The organism is Salicibibacter cibarius (assembly GCF_016495725.1).
In the GTDB taxonomy this organism is placed as follows: domain Bacteria; phylum Bacillota; class Bacilli; order Bacillales; family Marinococcaceae; genus Salicibibacter; species Salicibibacter cibarius.
In genome coordinates this window covers 2,349,114-2,365,685 of the sequence record NZ_CP054705.1, presented here as the reverse complement: position 1 = coordinate 2,365,685, position 16,572 = coordinate 2,349,114, and the positions used below count along the sequence as shown (strand labels likewise).

Genomic DNA, 16,572 nt, shown 5'->3' with positions numbered 1-16,572 from the left:
GCTCATGAGTGATGAAAGAAATGGCAAAAATGAAGAGCAAGACGATAACTTTGTCAAAAAGACATCAAAAGAAGCGACCGATCTTTTTGGCAATACGGTTGATTCCGCAGGCCGCGTGATCAAATCGGTTTCAGGAGAAGGAGGGTTGGTAGGCAAAGCAACGGATTCTTCAGGAAAAATTCTCAAAGGCACAGCCAATAAAGCGAATGATGCTATTGGCAAAACATCTGAAGCACCCGGAAAATTATATAGAAAAGCGAGAGAACGTACCGGTAAAAATTCGAAACACCGTGATGATGAATAACACTCTTCAGAAAGTAAATGATTTCAAAAAAGAAAAAAGAAGAATGAGCTTTTAGCTCATTCTTCTTCCCATTTATTCAGCCTTTTTTTGTTTTTGACCTTCGTTTGTCTCTGTGTCATTCAAGGGTGGCACAGAATTTTTTTTAAGCTCGTTCTTCAATTGGCTGGCTGCATGTTGCATTTGGCTTTTAACTTGACTTGACTGTTCAGTCACTATATTGGCGAACGTTGACGTCTTCTCCTTTGCTCTTGTTGATTTTTCCCCGATATCATTCCGCAGTTCTTTTCCTGATTTTGGCGTGGAAAGCAATGTTGTCGTTACACCTACGGCAACACCAATCCCCATTCCAATGAGAACATCTTTCGTGTTCATAAGTGGTGGTCCCTCCATCGATTCAAAGTTTTGCACTACTCCATCTTTCACGGATTTGTCCAACTGTATACGTCTGTTATATGTTTGAAGCAATATGTTAAGTACTCTATTACAGAAATTTTTCCCCTTGGCCGATCGCAGTGTGTGAAACGCCCTTGCATCAACACCTTCTATGAAAGTGTCTGTCAGATACAACCGTAACATCGGGGGAACTGTGGATTTCTCGCCTGAAGTTGATAAAAATCAAGGAGAAGTTTCATACAGCTTGTTGCCAATTATGTCATTTGCCATTCATTTTAAAAAGGGCTAGACACCTCCCCGCATATGGTGTAGGATGTTTTCTTGTGATTTCAAAAACAGAGGAAACAAAGGGGTGTTGGACCATGATGGGCGTAACCTTTTCCAGGAAAACGATTTTAACCATTTTTATGCTTGGCACATTCGGCGTTGGCATGACCGAATATGTCGTGACAGGCTTGCTCACGCAATTTGCGGAAGATCTGAACGTTGACGTATCAACGACAGGATTGCTGTTAACGGTTTATGCGATTAGTGTGGCGATCTTCGGTCCGCTCCTTCGCATCATAACGATTAAATTCCCGCCAAAACCATTGCTTGTTGGTCTTATGGCTATATTTGTCGCCAGTAACATTATGGCGGCAACCGCTCCAAACTTTGACGTTTTATTGCTGTCTAGATTGACCTCGGCTGCCATGCATGCTCCATTCTTTGGCTTATGTATGTCTCTGGCCATGAATATGTCCCCTCCGGAAAAACGGACAGGGGCAATCGCTATGGTTCAGGGCGGCCTTACCATTGCCGTGATGCTCGGAGTGCCGTTCGGCTCTTTTCTCGGCGGCATGTTTGACTGGAGATTCGTATTCTGGTTCATGGCTATTCTTGGTTTTATAACGTTGATCGGTCTTGCGACGGTCACTCCAAACACGAAACAGTCCGAGGCTCCGAACTTGAAAAAGGAACTTGGTATTTTTAAAAATAAAAATGTCCTTATGGTCATTGCCATAATCATCTTTGGATTTTCCGGTGTATTCACGGCTTATACGTTTAAAGAGCCGATGCTCCGGGAGTTTGCCGATTTTGGCGTGACAGGGGTGACAGCGGGGTTATTTTTCTTTGGTCTTGGGGCAGTTATCGGCAATTTTGCTTCCGGAAACATTCATCCCAATCGTTTAACCGAGAGACTTATCACTGTTTTGGGTTTGTTGGCTATTGTGCTTGCAATGTTCACATCCATCTTGCAATTTTCGGTCCTCGCCTTCGTTATGGCCTTTTTGTTTGGCGCGGGAACGTTTGGCACGACGCCAATTTTAAATACTAAGATAATTCTTGCGGCAAAAGAAGCACCTTCGCTCTCCGGCACCATCGCGGCTTCTGTGTTCAATCTCGCGAATGCCATTGGCGCAGCACTCGGATCGTTGTTGTTGAGTGCCGGGTTAACGTATACGATGATTACTTTCGTGGCGGCAGGAATGATTGCATTTGGCATGTTCCTCACGATCCTAACGCACAAGGTGGAAGATAAGTCATTGTTTCAGGGTGAGGAAGTAAGAGGGTGAATAGGGAGAGGGTCACCGCTTAAAAATTTCTTCGGCGATCAACTCATACGAGCGTACACGATCTTCCGGGGAGTATGTGGTCGTCATGATCATGAGTTCATCAGCTTGATATTTCGATTGAATGTCTTGAATCTGCGCCTTTATTTCTTGCGGATCGCCGATGATCATGCGCTGTTTCATGTCTTCTAATCGTTCTTTTTCCTTATCTGTCAGCGGAGTTTTTTGCTTCCCGGATCGAGGGGACGCCATGCCCTTCGTCTCCTTTTTCCTTCTGTATCTGCCAAATGAGAGAGCTTAGAGCGATTTCTTCCGCTTTTGCAGTCGTTTCTGCGCAGGTGGCGGAAATGGTTACGATGATTCGCGGTGTATGTCCTTGTTTTCTAGGGGTGAAGGTATCCAAATATTTCCGGGTGACTTGAGGTCCATCCTCATCGCTCATGAACTGGCCGAACACATAGTTTATCCCGTATTCTCCTGCAAACAAGGCACTTTTTGCACTCGTGCCAAGCATCCAAGGAGTAGGGGAGGCGTCCGGAATTGGAGAAGCAGATACTTTTGGGACCTTGTCATTTAAATAAGCGAGAAGTTCCTCGACCAACTCAGGCATCTTATAGACATTTTGCAAAAAGTTATCATTTAAAGCATTCGTCACTTCAGCGGACCCGCCCGGGGCTCGTCCGATTCCCAAATCAATCCGATTCGGAAAGAGCGTAGCTAACTGATGGTGGACTTCTGCTACTTTGTAGGGTTTGTAGTGGGGGAGCAAAACCGCGCCGGTGCCGAGGCGTATCGTATTGGTTTTCGCTCCGATGTAACTTAACACGACTTCGGGCGCTGAACACGCCAGCCCCGGCAAATCATGATGTTCGGTCATCCAAAAACGTTCATATCCAAGCTGCTCGCCCGTCTGTGCCAGCTCCATTGATTTATTCAATGCCTCTTCAGCCGTTTGATTTGACGAAATCGGAGACTGATCCAAGATGCTTAGCTTCATGTAACATGCCTTCTTTCTAGTGATTTATCCCAGAAATTGTTTTTCTTATCAGTAGATCTAGAGTGATATTGCCACATATATAGGGACGGTAGCGCGATTGTAATCCCTCGGACGGAGGTCGAGCTGCGCCGGGAGGAACAAGAATAGCAAAGTAATTCCTCAAACGGGTGACGAGTTACTCCGAGAGGAACAAAGGAAGGCAAAATTTCTGATCCAGACCAACTATCCCTTATTTTCGATTAATTTTAATGTGTAATCGCCTACTTGCCCTTCGATATACAGATTCGTAATAGAGGTGAAATATTGCTGAATCGTCCCGCGAAACGTTAACTCTCTCTCCGGCACCTTCACATCAAACGTTCCTTCATACAGCAAAGTCGTAATCGCGTGATACTCCTCGCTTGTCACTTTAAATCCAACGTTGATGGTATATAAACCATCGATTTTTTCTTCTTCGTAGCTTTCAACTTTAATGGTGTAATCATTCAACAGAATTTCGTTAACCAAAAGAACCATCCTCACTTTCTCAAAGAAAAGGATAGCATTCAGGAAAGCGCGGGGCAAAGTATGTGCCCAAAAATGAAAAGCTGGAGGCCAAAAATAGTCTCTGCTAACATTTTTCCATAAAAGAATTTACTATAATCAATATTGGCTCTTCACTAAAATCTATCGTTGATATCAGTGAATAGTTATGGTACTAACACGAGCTAGTGGTCTATATCAGAAATCCTTTCCAAAACACCTGTTCACGTCTCCCCAGATAGATTGATAGAATGAAATTCATATCCATTTATATCAATTGTTTACTTGGAGGGAATGATATGGCTTCTCTAACCAAGAAAGAGAAACGCTTATTACAAGAGAAGAAAAATGGTCAAAGCGTTGAGTACCGTCAAAAATTTCGCGCGCATTTGGTTTATGAAACGATTTATCGAAAGAAGCCCGATCGGCAAGTTGCCGAGGAACAGAACACCACTGAAAAAACCGTGAAGAAGTGGCGCAAGCGCTTTAAGGAACAAGGGATGAAAGGGATTCATGATTCACCTCGTTCCGGAGCTCCCAGAAAGTTCACCATCGAACAACGTTGCGAAGTGATTGCCATTGCCTGTGACAAACCGAAAGCGTATGCCTTTCCCATTCGGCCATATTGGAGCCTGGATAGTCTTGCCGAAGCTGCAGCACAACATGCTCAAGGTCCGGCAATGAGTCGTTCAAGTGTTCAGCGTACGCTCCAACGCAATGATCTCCGTCCCCATCGTCACGACATGTGGCTCCACAGCAAAGATCCGAGGTTTCGGGAAAAGGTGAATGATATTGTCTCTCTCTACCTTGAACCGCCCAAAGACGCGGTGGTCATTTGCGTGGATGAAAAAACCGGCATGCAGGCATTGGAACGAAAATTTGAACCGAAGTCCGCGTTGCCAGGCCAGCCGGGTCGCTACGAACATGAATACATTCGTCATGGCACCATGTCGCTGATTGCCGGGTTTGAAATCACGACCGGAGACGTTGTTGCTCAATGCCGCCCAACCCGAAAAGCCGATGATTTAATGGCGTTTATGGAAAAACTGGCCGCAGCGTATCCACACCAAGAAGTCATTATTGTTTGGGATAACTTAAACATTCACCATGACGGGCCGTCCGAGAGATGGAGCAAGTTCAACGAAAGGAACGGAAACCGATTTTCCTTTTATTATACACCGAAGCATGCCTCTTGGATGAACCAGATCGAGATCTTTTTCTCCATCTTACACCGCCGCTGCTTGAAATGGGGTAGCTTTCATTCCCAGGAGGCATTAAAAGCGAACGTTATGGCGTTCATTCAGCACTGGAATTATGAGGAAGGCCACCCGTTTAACTGGACATTTGGCGGTTATCCAATGCAACATGAACCCAAGGAGGCCGCTTAACATGTCAAAACCCGATGAACTGGATCAACATGCATTAGAAGAAGCGTTGGAACAACAGGGATTGACCCATCTCAACGTTCGCAAACATGGCAATCATTTGGTTATTTACTCGGTAGAAGACGGTGAACGAGTCAATCGAGCTCGGTTAACAAAGGTCAGTACCCAGTATTACCAACTCGGCATGGCGAATCACCGTGGCAAATGGGAATCCACCCCGTTCAAAGGGATAATGGAAGAGATCATTGATTTATTGATCAATGATTTTGCCTTTGCGATTGCGCCTTGGTAACTGATGGGGACAATCCAAATTTTAAAACTTTTGACCCCTATTTGGAGTGACTTGTGTCTTTTTTAAGAACAAAAACGAATGATAATCCCGAGAATAGCTTTATTTGTTCGGTAAAAAGGAAATGACTTACATTGACAGGGCATCCATATGGTTTCATTTCAGGAAAAGACGAAATAAAGTCGATTTTGGGAACTTATACACTGAAAGGACTTTTGAAACGTTCCACTAGTGCAACGTTTCAAAAATGCTTTCCTGCACAAAAATCCAGCCAAACGATGATCAACCACAACAACTGAGGACTCATAATGCAGTTTTTATCCCCGATCGGTCCTCAGATCGGGCTACTGAGGACTCATAATGCAGTTTTTGATCCCGATCAGTCCTCAGATCGAGCTACTGAGAACTCATAATGCAGTTTTTGACCCCGATCAGTCCTCAAAGAATCGGGAGATATGTGAATAGGCGTTTTGAAAAGAACGTCTGATATAGACCACTAGCGGAGGAAAAACGCGGAGACAGTGGGAAAGCGCAGTGGGAAGACCCCGCAGAAAAAGCGAACTTCTTTTTTGCAGGTAAGAAAGTAAAAATCAACTTTCTTACCTGCATAAGCGCAACTAAGGCTTTCGCCATAAAAGCTTGTCGAAAAGCCAAGTTTTCTAACGAGGAGACTGAGCGCAAGTCCACGGAAAACGTCGTGTTTTTCCGTAACGGTTACCATAGCCCATACTTAAACCTATTTGTCAGCCATAGATTTTAGTGTTGACCCATCAATATTTTCGATGAATTATGTTGATTAATAACTGGAATTGTCAAAATTCATCGGTATAAGTTTGGACCCTGACGATTCTTTCTTCCCATCCCAGCCGCTAACGGTCACTGCGAACATCATTTGCAGAAAGAGATGATGAATTTGTTGCGTTTTTGGAAGAATATGAGACAAACAGTGATATCACCGGGGAAGCACTGCACTATACGGAAGATAACGATGCCGGTGAGCAGGAAGCTACGGAATGGTTTTTAGAGGAGTACGAAGATTTTTGGAGCTGATCATGTATTAGCATCTTTATAAACAAAAAGAAAGACAAACAGTTGACCGCATCAATTAGCGCTAAGGTCTCTGTTTGCTCTTTCCTTTCAACAACCGACGGAAATGACCATCGAACATTGCTTGATAGCTGTGGCGTGCATTTTGACGAGCGCTGCTTTAATCCCCCCACCTGAACAGTTACAATTCTTTTGAAAAATGAATGATATTCTGCGCAACTTCTTTTGGTTTTTCCTCTGGCACAAAATGTCCACATCCTTTTATTTTCAAACCTATGGCATTGGGAACAGTACGACGCCATGCATCAAGAACAGGAAAATGAGCCACGTTTCCTTCATCTCCCCATAATAAAAGCGTATTTACTCTTAATTCGGTATTTTTTTCTTCTCGGTATCGAGGCAAGTCTATGTGATATGAAGCTCGATAGTCATTAAGAGCTGCTGAAACAGCACCCGGTTGTTGCCAATCTGCCAAGTATTTCTCCCAAGACCCATCTGACCTTAACAAATTGAAAAAATCATTTCCTTGGTTTAATGTGAATTTTAGATATTCTTCTTCTTTTCCTTTGATGAAAGCTTCTGGCAGATCATGAATGACTGGGAAAACCCATTGCCAATAGTTAATGGCTGCTTCCGAAACCGACAACGAATCATAGATGTATTCTGTTGGCAAGATGTCAATAAGCACAAGTTTATCTACAAGTTCAGGAAAATCTATTGCCAGACGTCTCGCTACTCTAGCTCCCCGATCGTGACCTACGATGATGGCTTTTTGTACACCCAAATGACGGAGCAGCCCTTGTATATCACTTGCCATCACTTGTTTATCATAACTTTTTATTTCCTCTGGTTTATCCGAATCTCCATACCCTCTTAAATCTACAGCTATAACTTTATAGCTATGTCTAAGTTCAGGAATGACATAACGCCAAGAAAACCAATTTTGCGGAAACCCGTGTAAGAGAACACAAACCGGTGCGCCATCCTGACCGCTAGTGACATAATGGAGATAGATCCCATTAACCTCCAGGTATCCATGCTCAACTTCTTTATCAACATCCATTTTACATGACCCTCCAGAAATTTCTTAATCTTTGATTACATAGTAAAATAGTAACTTGTTATAGAAATTACGTCAATCATAAGATTGAATGATTATAATGTTGTTGACAATATAATAATTAATGTTATTCTTTTGTAAAGAGTTGCTGAACTTTTCGTTGGATCCAAAATCAAGGCTCGTCAAAAAAGGAGTGAAGAAATGTGAGTATCAATGATGAGCAAAAAGAACGTATAAAAGGTAACGATGTTCAAGACTACTTACAACCCCCTTCGTTTGAGAGTGTTAGTGAAGAGCGTGAACATGGCAAGCAACGTTTGGCAGGGGCTTTTCGTTTATTTGGGCGCTTCGGATTTTCCGAGGGAGCAGCCGGTCACATTACATATCGAGATCCGGAATATAAAGATCATTTATGGGTGAACCCCTATGGCAAGCCTTTTACTGAGATTAAGACAACGGATCTTGTCTTAGTCAATGATCGTGGAGAAGTCGTTGAGGGAGACTATTCGATTCATAAGTCGGCCTTCTCTATACATTCTGCTGTGCACAAAGCAAGGCCGGATGTCATTGCTTCTGCTCATGCCCATCCTGTTTATGGAAAAACTTGGTCTACTAGTGGTCGATTGATTGATCCACTTACCCAGGATGCTTGCGCTTTTTATAATGATCATTCTGTGTTGGATGAATTTTCAGGCGTTGTATACGAAGACAAGGAGGGAGAAAAAGTTGCTAAGGCATTAGGAAACAATAAAGCAGTTTTATTGAGGAGTCATGGTCCTTTAACCGTCGGGCAATCCGTAGACGCGGCAGCTTTTTGGTTTATTACAATGGAGCGTTCCTGTCAATCACAATTGCTAGCGGAAGCTGCAGGTATCGTCCATCCGATCGATCCAAAAAATGCTGAATTAACAGCCCGGCAAGTCGGAAGAGAAAAAGATGGTTGGGAAAATTTCCAACCCTTGTGGGAACGTATTGTCAATGAGCAGCCAGATTTACTGAATTAATATTTGAGGAGGTCTAATCAATGCAAAAAGTAGTCAATTTTAGAGAGATGAATGAGGGAACTGAGGAAGATTTCATTTATTTAGAGGAGTTAGAAGATGGCTTTAATACAGGTCTTCCCGATCGGTTATTGGAAACAGTTAAAGCACTTCAACATAGCTTTAGTGGTTACAGAATCTCTCGTTATGAGCATTCTTTACAATCGGCGACAAGAGCTTATAGAAATGGCGAAGATGAGGATATGATTGTAGGCGGACTTTTACATGATATCGGTGACGAATTAGCGCCTCATACGCACGGAGAAATGGTAGCTGCCATCGTTAAACCTTTTCTATCCAAAAAAGTCACATGGATCATAAAAATGCATCCGGTATTTCAACAACACTACATGAGCCATCTATCTGAGGAAGACAGAAATGCTCGTGACCACTTTAAAGATCACCCTTATTATGATGATTGTGTGAAGTTTTGCAGGGATTACGATCAAAATTGTTTTGATCCGGATTATGAATATTTGCCGATTGAGTTTTTTGAACCTATGGTAAGAAGAGTCTTTTCACGCGAGCCTCAATTCGACTAGGAAACAGCACAGGCATATGACCACTTGATTGCGACAAGGGCATTGATAAATAAATACAAAGGAGAGGTGGAAAATGGCTGAAAGCAAGAAAAAACGTCCAATTATTGACATGGATATTCACGAAAGGGTTACTTACGATGAACTGCTTCCCTATTTGGATAATCCTTGGCAAAGATATATAAAAGATACGAATTGGGTGCAGGAAAAACATCTTCCTTATCCTATATTAGGAGCAGCGGGCCTTGATCGGGCGGATGCTAAAGTTCCCGACGGTCGTCCGGCAGGAAACGATCTCTCATTTATGCAGCAACAATTACTCGATGATGTTGGCCATGAGGCGGGGATTTTAACAGGAGCGGGTGATCCGTCTCCATCATCGATGAATGGTTGGTATGAGATGGCTGTAGCTTTAGCTACTGCTTATAATGATTGGCAAATTGAAAATTGGCTGGAAAAAGATGACCGCTTATATGGATCTGTACACATTGCGGCTCAGGATCCTGCATCTGCGGTCAGAGAGATTGAACGGGTTGGCTCTCATCCGAAAATGGTGCAAGTGCTGTTGCCGATTGATGATCGCCCGTGGGGAGATCCGTATTACCACCCGATTTTTGAGGCAGCTGAACGCCATAATTTGATGATCGGTATGCATCATCAAGAACCGCCGAATTATTACGGCAAATTTCCGCGTTACTTTGTTGAATGGCATTCCGTCATGCCGAATACGCATATGATTCAGATTAGCAGCATGATCTTTAACGGCGTTTTTGAAAAATACCCGAATCTGAAGTTGGCGATGATTGAAGCCGGTTTCACATATATCCCTGCGTTTATGAAAAAAATGGATCAACAATACAAAGTACTTCGTCATGAGGTCCCTTGGGTCAAGCGGATGCCAAGTGATACCGTTAAGGATCATGTTCGCGTTACGACTCAGCCTGTCGATGAGCTAACAAAGGACGAATTTCTAAAGTTTATTGAACTTATGGATTCTGACGAAATCGTTTGTTTTTCCACGGATTATCCCCATTGGGATTATGATTCCCCGTTCCGGGCACTCCCCCCCCTCGGAGAAGAGCTGGAACAAAAGATTTTTGCAGAAAATGCCAGAAATTTATATCCAAAGTTACCAACAAAGGTGGGGAAAGTTACACAATGAAAGAAGTGGTGTGCAAGAAAGAAGAATTATCCCCCGGAAATATCATGAGTACTAATTTAGGTCCGATACCGATCGTTTTGTGCCGTACACCTGACGGTGAATTTTATGCCTTTACAGATAAATGTGTCCATCAAGGGGCTGCCATGTCGGAAGGCGTGGTATGTGGGGCTCCTGCTCCTACGGATACGCCCGGAGAATACCATTATGTGAAAGAAGGCGAGATTCTTCGCTGTCCTTGGCATGGAATCGAATATGACATCAAAAACGAAGGACGCATGCTTGTCGATCCCAATCGCAAGCTAGGGAATTTCAACGTATCATTCGAAGGGGACGATGTTATCGTTTCTACCAGGAAATAAGATAAAGCAAAGCATACCATACCATACCATACCACGCGAGACCTGCCCCGGTGTGGAAGTGGCAAGAGAGGAGGCAAAAATTGTTGCCTAAAGAGGATATTTATGATGTAATCATTATCGGAGGCGGTCCGGCAGGATTATTTTCTGCCTTTTATGCCGGGATGCGTCAATTAAATGTGAAGGTAATCGAAAGCATGCCCCAGCTCGGAGGGCAGCTTTCTGCATTGTATCCCGAAAAATATATTTATGATGTGGCAGGTTTTCCGGAGATAACTGGACAAGGGCTTGTTGATCATTTAAAAACGCAGGCTTTTCAGTTTGATCCAGCTATAATATTAAATGAGACGTTACAAACGATAGAGAAGGATGAAGAAGGAATATTTACCCTTCAAACCGAGGAAAATGTTCATTATTCCAAAACGATTTTAATTACAGCTGGTGTCGGTGCGTTTCAACCACGTAAATTAAAATTAGACAATGCTCAATGGTACGAAGACAAAAATCTTCATTATTTTATCGATGACCTTAACCATTTTGAAGGAAAAGAAGTATTTGTTTGTGGCGGAGGAGACTCGGCTGTGGACTGGGCTTTAATGCTTGAACCCATTGCCAAAAGCGTAAAACTATGTCATAGGCGGAGCAAATTTCGAGCCCATGAGCACAGCGTGGAAAAACTCCAACAATCAAGCATCAATGTGTTAACCCCCTTTACACCTGAAGAAATTATAGGAGACGAACAGACAGTGAATAAGATTGTGGTTCAAGAAACGAATGGGGATAGAAAAGAGGGGTATGACATTGACGACCTGATTGTTAATTACGGGTTTATATCTTCCCTGGGGCCTATTAAAGATTGGGGTTTGGATATTGAGAAAAACTCGATTGTCGTCAATTCTAAAATGGAAACGAATATCGAAGGCATTTTTGCGGCAGGAGATATAACAACGTATGAGGGAAAAATAAAGCTCATTGCCACCGGATTTGGAGAAGCACCTACAGGCATAAGTAATGTGAAAGCATACCTTGATCCGGAGAGCCGCCTGCAACCACAACACAGTACACATTTGTTCCCGAAAATGGGTCAAGTTTAGATGAAGCAGAAGACCATGCCGCACATCATATCAACTGGTTGTTTAACCCTTGTATCCCTCGGTGTCTGATACCGAGGGTTTTCAAGGGCACACTCCCATTGGGAATGACAACGAGTCTCTAGTGGATGCCGTTATTTGGCTCGCTTCCATAAAAAGTGTATATTGTCATAGATGCTACGATAGAATCGAGAGACTATCGTATTTAATTAAGGTGATATCATGAATAACCTAAAAAAAACTTCGTTAAAACATCAAATTGCCGGGGAAATCAGAAAGGCCATTTTTATGGGCCAGCTTAGCCCTGGCGAAAAAGTGACAGAAACAAAAATTTCCGAGGATTTGGAAGTGAGTAGAGGTCCCATACGTGAAGCTATGCAACTATTAGTTATGGAAGGGTTACTGATTTCTACAGCATATAAAGAAACCAAAGTAAGTCATATTACAACGGAAGAAGTTACAGAGTTGTTAGTTCCTATGAGGGTTAATATTGAAACATTTGCTTTAAAAAACACTTTGCCACTTTGGGAGCAGAAAGATTTTGATAAATTCGAGCGTATCGTAGAGCAAATGAGACGTGCCGCCATATTTAATGATCATCTCCTTTTTAGCGACTTGGATATGCAATTTCACGAATTGATCATCTCTTCCTCTAACATGAGTAATGTTGAATCTTTATGGGATGGGATATTTAACCGGATTCGTCTGCTTTTTTCATATCAAAAAGAACAGTCTTTAGATTTACAAAAACATACGGAAGACCACCGTTTTGTATTGGATGCTTTCAAAACGAGAGATGTGGATGAGGCTATCCAAAGTTTAAAAAAGCACATTATCGAAACAAACACACCGGTGAATATGACGAACTCTCATTTTAGAAAGCACTGATGACTATCAATGGTTTCGAAGGAAGAAGACGATTGATGAACCGTGTCACGCGGTAAACTAGCAAGTTAAATATGTGGATAATCGTCGATAAATAGGGATTGCTGAACAACTGCATATATCAGCTGAAGCCGGGATGCCGCTTCCATGGCTTCGCTTTTCGCGGACGAACGGTCAAGCCTCCTCGCGCAAAACCGGCGCTGCGGAGTCTTGACGCGTCCGTTTTTCCGCTGGCGTCTCGCCATTGCAGCGTCACCCCTTCGTATGTTTCCAGAAGTGCAAGGGTTTTCTGCTTTTAGGATAGAATTCCTTGCATCCAGTTTTGATAACATCAACGAAAAATACTTATGTGCCAATCTTTTTCCGTTATTCAGCAGTCCCTAAATAGGTGAATGTACTGATATTTCACGATGAAGGTGTTCCTTTTGGCTTGAAGTATCAAGTTTTTTTAATTAATGGAATATCAGGGAAGCGCGGGGCAAAAAATGTGTCCAAAAAGCAGAAAAAAGCGTCAAATGGTAGCTTCTGTTTTCATTTTCCATAAAAGAATTCAATTCAATCAGTGTTTTTGTCGAATTATAATGAATTATAACCGAAATTGCTAAAATTCATCGGTATAAGTTTTCTTTGCCAGCAAATGATAACGATAACGACAAATATGTAAGAATAACGACTGATTACTATTTTGACTTCTTACATGAAGTTTGGTGTAATGAGCAAGTAAATTAGATAAACATCATACATAGAAAATTTGGAGGGGTTTTGTTAAATGAAGAATGGATTTCGAAAAAAAAGAAATAAATTATGGTGCACAGGTGGTCTGCTTTCCGTTGCAGCCTTTAGCTTAGCGGCTTGTGGTGGAGCGGAAGAAGACAACGAAACGATCGTCTTTGCCGAACCTGAATGGGAAAGCATATGGTTTCATAATTCTGTTGCGCAAATCATTGCTGAAGAAGGATACGGGTATGCTACGGAGACGCAGACAGGGAGCTCTCCGGCTACATTGCAAGGGTTGAGAGACGGAGATATCGATGTTTATTTGGAAACATGGATCGAGAATATGCAAGAGCCGTATCAAGAAGGGATGGATGCAGGCGAAATTGTTGAGCTTTCCACGAACTTTGATGATAATGAACAAGGGTTGTATGTTCCAACATTTGTCATTGAAGGAGACGAAGAGGAAGGTATAGAACCGATGGCGCCTGATCTGGAATCTGTAGGGGACTTGGAAGAATACTGGGAAGTGTTCGAGGACCCGGATGAAGATGGAATTGGGCGAATATATGGTTCTCCCCCCGGATACGAAGCGGAAACGATTGTAGATGATATGTATGAAGAGGCCGGATTGAATGAGAACTATAATTTGTTCAGCCCGGGATCGGAGGCTGCCCTTAACACTTCTTTGTTAACTGCATATGAAGATGGAGAGCCGTGGATCGGTTATAATTGGGAGCCTACTTGGATTATCGGTTTGCTTGATATGACATTATTAGAAGAAGAAGACCCTGACGATCCGTTTTTCCCATCCCAGCCCGTAACCGTGACAGCCAACACAGAGTTTGCAGAAAATGATGAGGAATTTGTTGCGTTTCTGGAACAATATGAGACGAGCAGTGACATTACCGGAGAAGCACTTCACTATATGGAAGAAAATGATGCGGATGAATGGGAAGCTGCCGAATGGTTCTTAGAGGAGTACGAAGATCTTTGGACCGAATGGGTGCCCGAAGATGTAGCTGAAGATGTACTGGCGTCTTTATAAACAACGTTTGAAGAAAGACAAACAGTGGACAAAATGATAAAGTCTCTGTTTGCTCTTTCCTCTTTGTTTTAAAGAAAAAGTTACCAAGAGAATGGAGTGAAGTGGGAATGGCTACTATCCGGTTCCCCGGGAAGCGATGAATACGTTTCCAGACATTGATTTTGATCTTGGACAATATATAGATGATTTTGTCAACTGGCTTACCGACAACCTTGGCGTTGTTTTTGATGTGCTTTCAGATGCTATTATATGGAGCTTTCAGTTATCGTCTTCCTTCCTCTTGTGGTTGCCTTGGTGGGTGATCATCGCGGTTGTTTTTCTGCTGGGCTGGCGGTTGATTCGTTTGTGGACAGGTTTGATTTTTGCGATTTTCATTTTTATGATCGGTGCTTTCGGCTATTGGGAGCTCATGATGGATACAGTATCGATTATTTTGGCATCTGTCATCATTTCCCTTATCGTAGGTATCCCTATCGGTATTTTTATGGCCTATAAAGATCGATTCGAAAGGTTCATGAAACCGATTCTGGATGCCATGCAAACGATGCCTACTTTTGTTTATCTCATTCCGGCGATGATGCTTTTCGGATTGGGCGTTGTTCCGGGCATGTTTGCCACTATCATCTACGCGATTCCTCCTGTCATTCGTTTAACGAACTTGGCGATTCGCAACGTTTCAAAAGAAATGGTGGAAGCTGCTGACTCTTTCGGTTCATCCACTTCACAGATACTGTTAAAAGTCCAATTGCCTCAAGCTTTACCGACCATTATGACCGGGATTAACCAAACGACGATGATGGCGCTCGCGATGGTCGTCGTTGCTTCCATGGTTGGTGCACAAGGCTTGGGACTGGAAGTCCTCTCTGCATTGCAACAAATTGATATCGCTACAGGGTTTGAAGCCGGGATCAGCATCGTTTTTCTGGCCATTATTCTGGATCGCTTATCTCAAAGCGTGGCTGAAAAGTACAAATACAGTGATTGATCAAATTGTGAAAGTAGGAATGGAAGATGTCCACAAAGATCAAAGTTGAGCATTTAACCAAAATCTTTGGTCAAGACCCTGAGAAGGCTCTTGACCTAGTGGAAAAAGGAGACTCCAAGGACGCCATATTGGAACAAACGGGACATACCGTCGGTGTATACGACGTCTCCTTTGACGTGTCCGAAAGTGAATTTTTCGTTATTATGGGTTTGTCTGGAAGTGGAAAATCGACCTTGATCCGCTGTTTAAATATGTTGAATCGACCGACCGCGGGAAAAGTGATTGTGAACGGGGAAGATATTGTTCCCTACTCGAAAAAAACATTAAGTGAATTTAGGCAAAACAATATGGCTATGGTCTTTCAACACTTTGGCTTGTTTAGCCATCGATCGATTTTAACGAATGTCGCTTATGGTCTGGAAGTCAAAGGGATCAGTCAAGAAGAAAGAGAAGAAACGGCTAAGCAAGTTTTAAAAACCGTCGGGCTTGAAGGTTGGGAACAAAAAAGACCCGGCGAGCTAAGTGGTGGCATGCAACAAAGGGTTGGCTTGGCAAGGGCTTTAGCTACTGATCCGGATATTCTGCTGATGGACGAACCATTCAGTGCATTGGACCCATTGATTCGACGAGAGATGCAATTGGAATTACTGGACATTCAAGCCAAACTGAAAAAAACAATTATTTTTATTACGCACGATGTGAACGAAGCTTTTCAACTCGGTGACAGGGTTGCCGTTATGAAAGATGGCGTTATGGAGCAAATCGGCACACCGGAAGAAGTTTTGGAAACCCCGAAAAGCGACTATATTAAAGAATTTGTGAAAGACATTGATAAAACGAAAGTATTGCAGGCGCAAAATGTCATGTTAAAACCCTCCGCCATTGTCCCTGTTGGGGGAGGCCCTAAACTGGCGATTGAGGAAATGAGAAATCACGGGATTTCGAGCGTGTTTGTGATCGGTGAAAACAAAAAACTTGAAGGACTCGTCACCATCGACGATGCGATGAAAGCAAACAAGGAAAATCAATCACTGAAAAATATTGTAAAATCCGATTATCCTACGACCGACCCTGAAACGTATATTGAGAAACTAATTCCAATCGCCACGGAAGCTAAGTATCCAATTGCCGTGGTAGACAATGACGAGCGATTAGTGGGCTATATTTCTCGCGTTTCGGTGTTGGCATCGCTCGTTTGATAG

18 protein-coding genes and 1 pseudogene are annotated in these 16,572 nt (G+C 42.9%); 14 read left to right on the top strand and 5 right to left on the bottom strand.

Annotation, left to right across the window (positions count from 1 at the left end):
- Positions 1–4 precede the first annotated feature (4 nt).
- On the top strand, positions 5–304 hold the full coding sequence (locus HUG15_RS12290; RefSeq protein ID WP_200123387.1) for a hypothetical protein: 300 nt from the start codon (positions 5–7) through the stop codon (positions 302–304).
- Between the two features lie 72 nt (positions 305–376).
- On the opposite strand, the gene HUG15_RS12285 is transcribed toward HUG15_RS12290, so the two are convergent.
- Positions 377–676, bottom strand: a complete 300-nt coding sequence (locus HUG15_RS12285; RefSeq protein ID WP_200123386.1) for a YtxH domain-containing protein — start codon at positions 674–676, stop codon at positions 377–379.
- A 386-nt stretch (positions 677–1,062) separates the two neighbouring features.
- On the opposite strand from HUG15_RS12285, the gene HUG15_RS12280 reads away from it, so the two are divergent.
- Entirely contained in the window at positions 1,063–2,253 is a 1,191-nt protein-coding gene (locus tag HUG15_RS12280; RefSeq protein WP_200128965.1) for an MFS transporter, read from the top strand.
- A 12-nt stretch (positions 2,254–2,265) separates the two neighbouring features.
- On the opposite strand, the pseudogene HUG15_RS12275 reads toward HUG15_RS12280, so the two are convergent.
- Together HUG15_RS12275 and HUG15_RS12270 are read right to left on the bottom strand one after the other, a co-directional pair.
- A pseudogene (locus HUG15_RS12275) lies at positions 2,266–3,247 on the bottom strand (LLM class flavin-dependent oxidoreductase).
- 222 nt (positions 3,248–3,469) lie between these two features.
- The gene (locus HUG15_RS12270; RefSeq protein WP_200123385.1) at positions 3,470–3,754 is read right to left on the bottom strand and encodes a DUF3219 family protein; all 285 of its coding nucleotides are present in this window, start codon (positions 3,752–3,754) and stop codon (positions 3,470–3,472) included.
- A 314-nt stretch (positions 3,755–4,068) separates the two neighbouring features.
- Here HUG15_RS12270 and HUG15_RS12265 point away from each other — a divergent pair, with 314 nt between their 5' ends.
- The 3 genes from HUG15_RS12265 to HUG15_RS23375 all read left to right on the top strand — a co-directional run bounded on the left by HUG15_RS12265 (position 4,069) and on the right by HUG15_RS23375 (position 6,493).
- Positions 4,069–5,157, top strand: coding sequence for an IS630 family transposase (locus HUG15_RS12265; protein ID WP_200123384.1), 1,089 nt, complete (start codon positions 4,069–4,071; stop codon positions 5,155–5,157).
- 1 nt (position 5,158) lies between these two features.
- Entirely contained in the window at positions 5,159–5,446 is a 288-nt protein-coding gene (locus HUG15_RS12260) for a hypothetical protein (RefSeq protein WP_200123383.1), read from the top strand.
- Between the two features lie 921 nt (positions 5,447–6,367).
- Positions 6,368–6,493, top strand: coding sequence for a hypothetical protein (locus tag HUG15_RS23375; protein WP_281393475.1), 126 nt, complete (start codon positions 6,368–6,370; stop codon positions 6,491–6,493).
- A gap of 178 nt (positions 6,494–6,671) precedes the next feature.
- On the opposite strand, the gene HUG15_RS12255 is transcribed toward HUG15_RS23375, so the two are convergent.
- Positions 6,672–7,553 (bottom strand): alpha/beta fold hydrolase, encoded by an 882-nt coding sequence (locus HUG15_RS12255; protein WP_200123382.1) that lies wholly within the window; start codon positions 7,551–7,553, stop codon positions 6,672–6,674.
- A 200-nt stretch (positions 7,554–7,753) separates the two neighbouring features.
- Here HUG15_RS12255 and HUG15_RS12250 point away from each other — a divergent pair, with 200 nt between their 5' ends.
- The 6 genes from HUG15_RS12250 to HUG15_RS12225 all read left to right on the top strand — a co-directional run bounded on the left by HUG15_RS12250 (position 7,754) and on the right by HUG15_RS12225 (position 12,626).
- Positions 7,754–8,554, top strand: coding sequence for a class II aldolase/adducin family protein (locus HUG15_RS12250; RefSeq protein ID WP_246516328.1), 801 nt, complete (start codon positions 7,754–7,756; stop codon positions 8,552–8,554).
- A 20-nt stretch (positions 8,555–8,574) separates the two neighbouring features.
- Positions 8,575–9,132, top strand: coding sequence for an HD domain-containing protein (locus HUG15_RS12245; RefSeq protein WP_200123381.1), 558 nt, complete (start codon positions 8,575–8,577; stop codon positions 9,130–9,132).
- A gap of 73 nt (positions 9,133–9,205) precedes the next feature.
- Positions 9,206–10,291, top strand: coding sequence for an amidohydrolase family protein (locus tag HUG15_RS12240; protein WP_200123380.1), 1,086 nt, complete (start codon positions 9,206–9,208; stop codon positions 10,289–10,291).
- A complete protein-coding gene (locus tag HUG15_RS12235; RefSeq protein WP_200123379.1) occupies positions 10,288–10,650 on the top strand; it encodes a Rieske (2Fe-2S) protein in 363 nt (120 codons plus the stop codon). The genes HUG15_RS12240 and HUG15_RS12235 overlap by 4 nt, the downstream gene beginning before the upstream one ends.
- Positions 10,651–10,730: 80 nt before the next feature.
- Positions 10,731–11,741, top strand: a complete 1,011-nt coding sequence (locus HUG15_RS12230) for an NAD(P)/FAD-dependent oxidoreductase (protein WP_200123378.1) — start codon at positions 10,731–10,733, stop codon at positions 11,739–11,741.
- Positions 11,742–11,960: 219 nt separating this feature from the next.
- Entirely contained in the window at positions 11,961–12,626 is a 666-nt protein-coding gene (locus HUG15_RS12225; RefSeq protein WP_200123377.1) for a GntR family transcriptional regulator, read from the top strand.
- A 65-nt stretch (positions 12,627–12,691) separates the two neighbouring features.
- Here HUG15_RS12225 and HUG15_RS12220 read toward each other — a convergent pair whose 3' ends face one another.
- Positions 12,692–12,868 carry a hypothetical protein gene (locus tag HUG15_RS12220; protein ID WP_200123376.1) on the bottom strand — a complete coding sequence of 59 codons (177 nt, stop codon included), beginning with the start codon at positions 12,866–12,868 and terminating at the stop codon, positions 12,692–12,694.
- Between the two features lie 524 nt (positions 12,869–13,392).
- Between HUG15_RS12220 and HUG15_RS12215 the strand changes: the two genes are divergently transcribed.
- From HUG15_RS12215 to HUG15_RS12205, 3 genes are all read left to right on the top strand, one after another.
- Positions 13,393–14,385, top strand: a complete 993-nt coding sequence (locus tag HUG15_RS12215; protein ID WP_200123375.1) for an ABC transporter substrate-binding protein — start codon at positions 13,393–13,395, stop codon at positions 14,383–14,385.
- A 136-nt stretch (positions 14,386–14,521) separates the two neighbouring features.
- Positions 14,522–15,370, top strand: a complete 849-nt coding sequence (locus HUG15_RS12210) for an ABC transporter permease (protein ID WP_200123374.1) — start codon at positions 14,522–14,524, stop codon at positions 15,368–15,370.
- A 26-nt stretch (positions 15,371–15,396) separates the two neighbouring features.
- The gene (locus HUG15_RS12205; protein WP_200123373.1) at positions 15,397–16,569 is read left to right on the top strand and encodes a quaternary amine ABC transporter ATP-binding protein; all 1,173 of its coding nucleotides are present in this window, start codon (positions 15,397–15,399) and stop codon (positions 16,567–16,569) included.
- Positions 16,570–16,572: the final 3 nt, after the last annotated feature.

Coding starts and splice junctions, on each gene's coding strand:
- HUG15_RS12290 (WP_200123387.1), top strand. CDS start 5: ATGAGTGATGAAAGAAATGGCAAAAATGAAGAGCAAGACGATAACTTT.
- HUG15_RS12285 (WP_200123386.1), bottom strand. CDS start 676: ATGAACACGAAAGATGTTCTCATTGGAATGGGGATTGGTGTTGCCGTA.
- HUG15_RS12280 (WP_200128965.1), top strand. CDS start 1,063: ATGGGCGTAACCTTTTCCAGGAAAACGATTTTAACCATTTTTATGCTT.
- HUG15_RS12265 (WP_200123384.1), top strand. CDS start 4,069: ATGGCTTCTCTAACCAAGAAAGAGAAACGCTTATTACAAGAGAAGAAA.
- HUG15_RS12260 (WP_200123383.1), top strand. CDS start 5,159: ATGTCAAAACCCGATGAACTGGATCAACATGCATTAGAAGAAGCGTTG.
- HUG15_RS12255 (WP_200123382.1), bottom strand. CDS start 7,553: ATGGATGTTGATAAAGAAGTTGAGCATGGATACCTGGAGGTTAATGGG.
- HUG15_RS12245 (WP_200123381.1), top strand. CDS start 8,575: ATGCAAAAAGTAGTCAATTTTAGAGAGATGAATGAGGGAACTGAGGAA.
- HUG15_RS12240 (WP_200123380.1), top strand. CDS start 9,206: ATGGCTGAAAGCAAGAAAAAACGTCCAATTATTGACATGGATATTCAC.
- HUG15_RS12235 (WP_200123379.1), top strand. CDS start 10,288: ATGAAAGAAGTGGTGTGCAAGAAAGAAGAATTATCCCCCGGAAATATC.
- HUG15_RS12225 (WP_200123377.1), top strand. CDS start 11,961: ATGAATAACCTAAAAAAAACTTCGTTAAAACATCAAATTGCCGGGGAA.
- HUG15_RS12220 (WP_200123376.1), bottom strand. CDS start 12,868: ATGGCGAGACGCCAGCGGAAAAACGGACGCGTCAAGACTCCGCAGCGC.
- HUG15_RS12215 (WP_200123375.1), top strand. CDS start 13,393: ATGAAGAATGGATTTCGAAAAAAAAGAAATAAATTATGGTGCACAGGT.
- HUG15_RS12210 (WP_200123374.1), top strand. CDS start 14,522: ATGAATACGTTTCCAGACATTGATTTTGATCTTGGACAATATATAGAT.
- HUG15_RS12205 (WP_200123373.1), top strand. CDS start 15,397: ATGTCCACAAAGATCAAAGTTGAGCATTTAACCAAAATCTTTGGTCAA.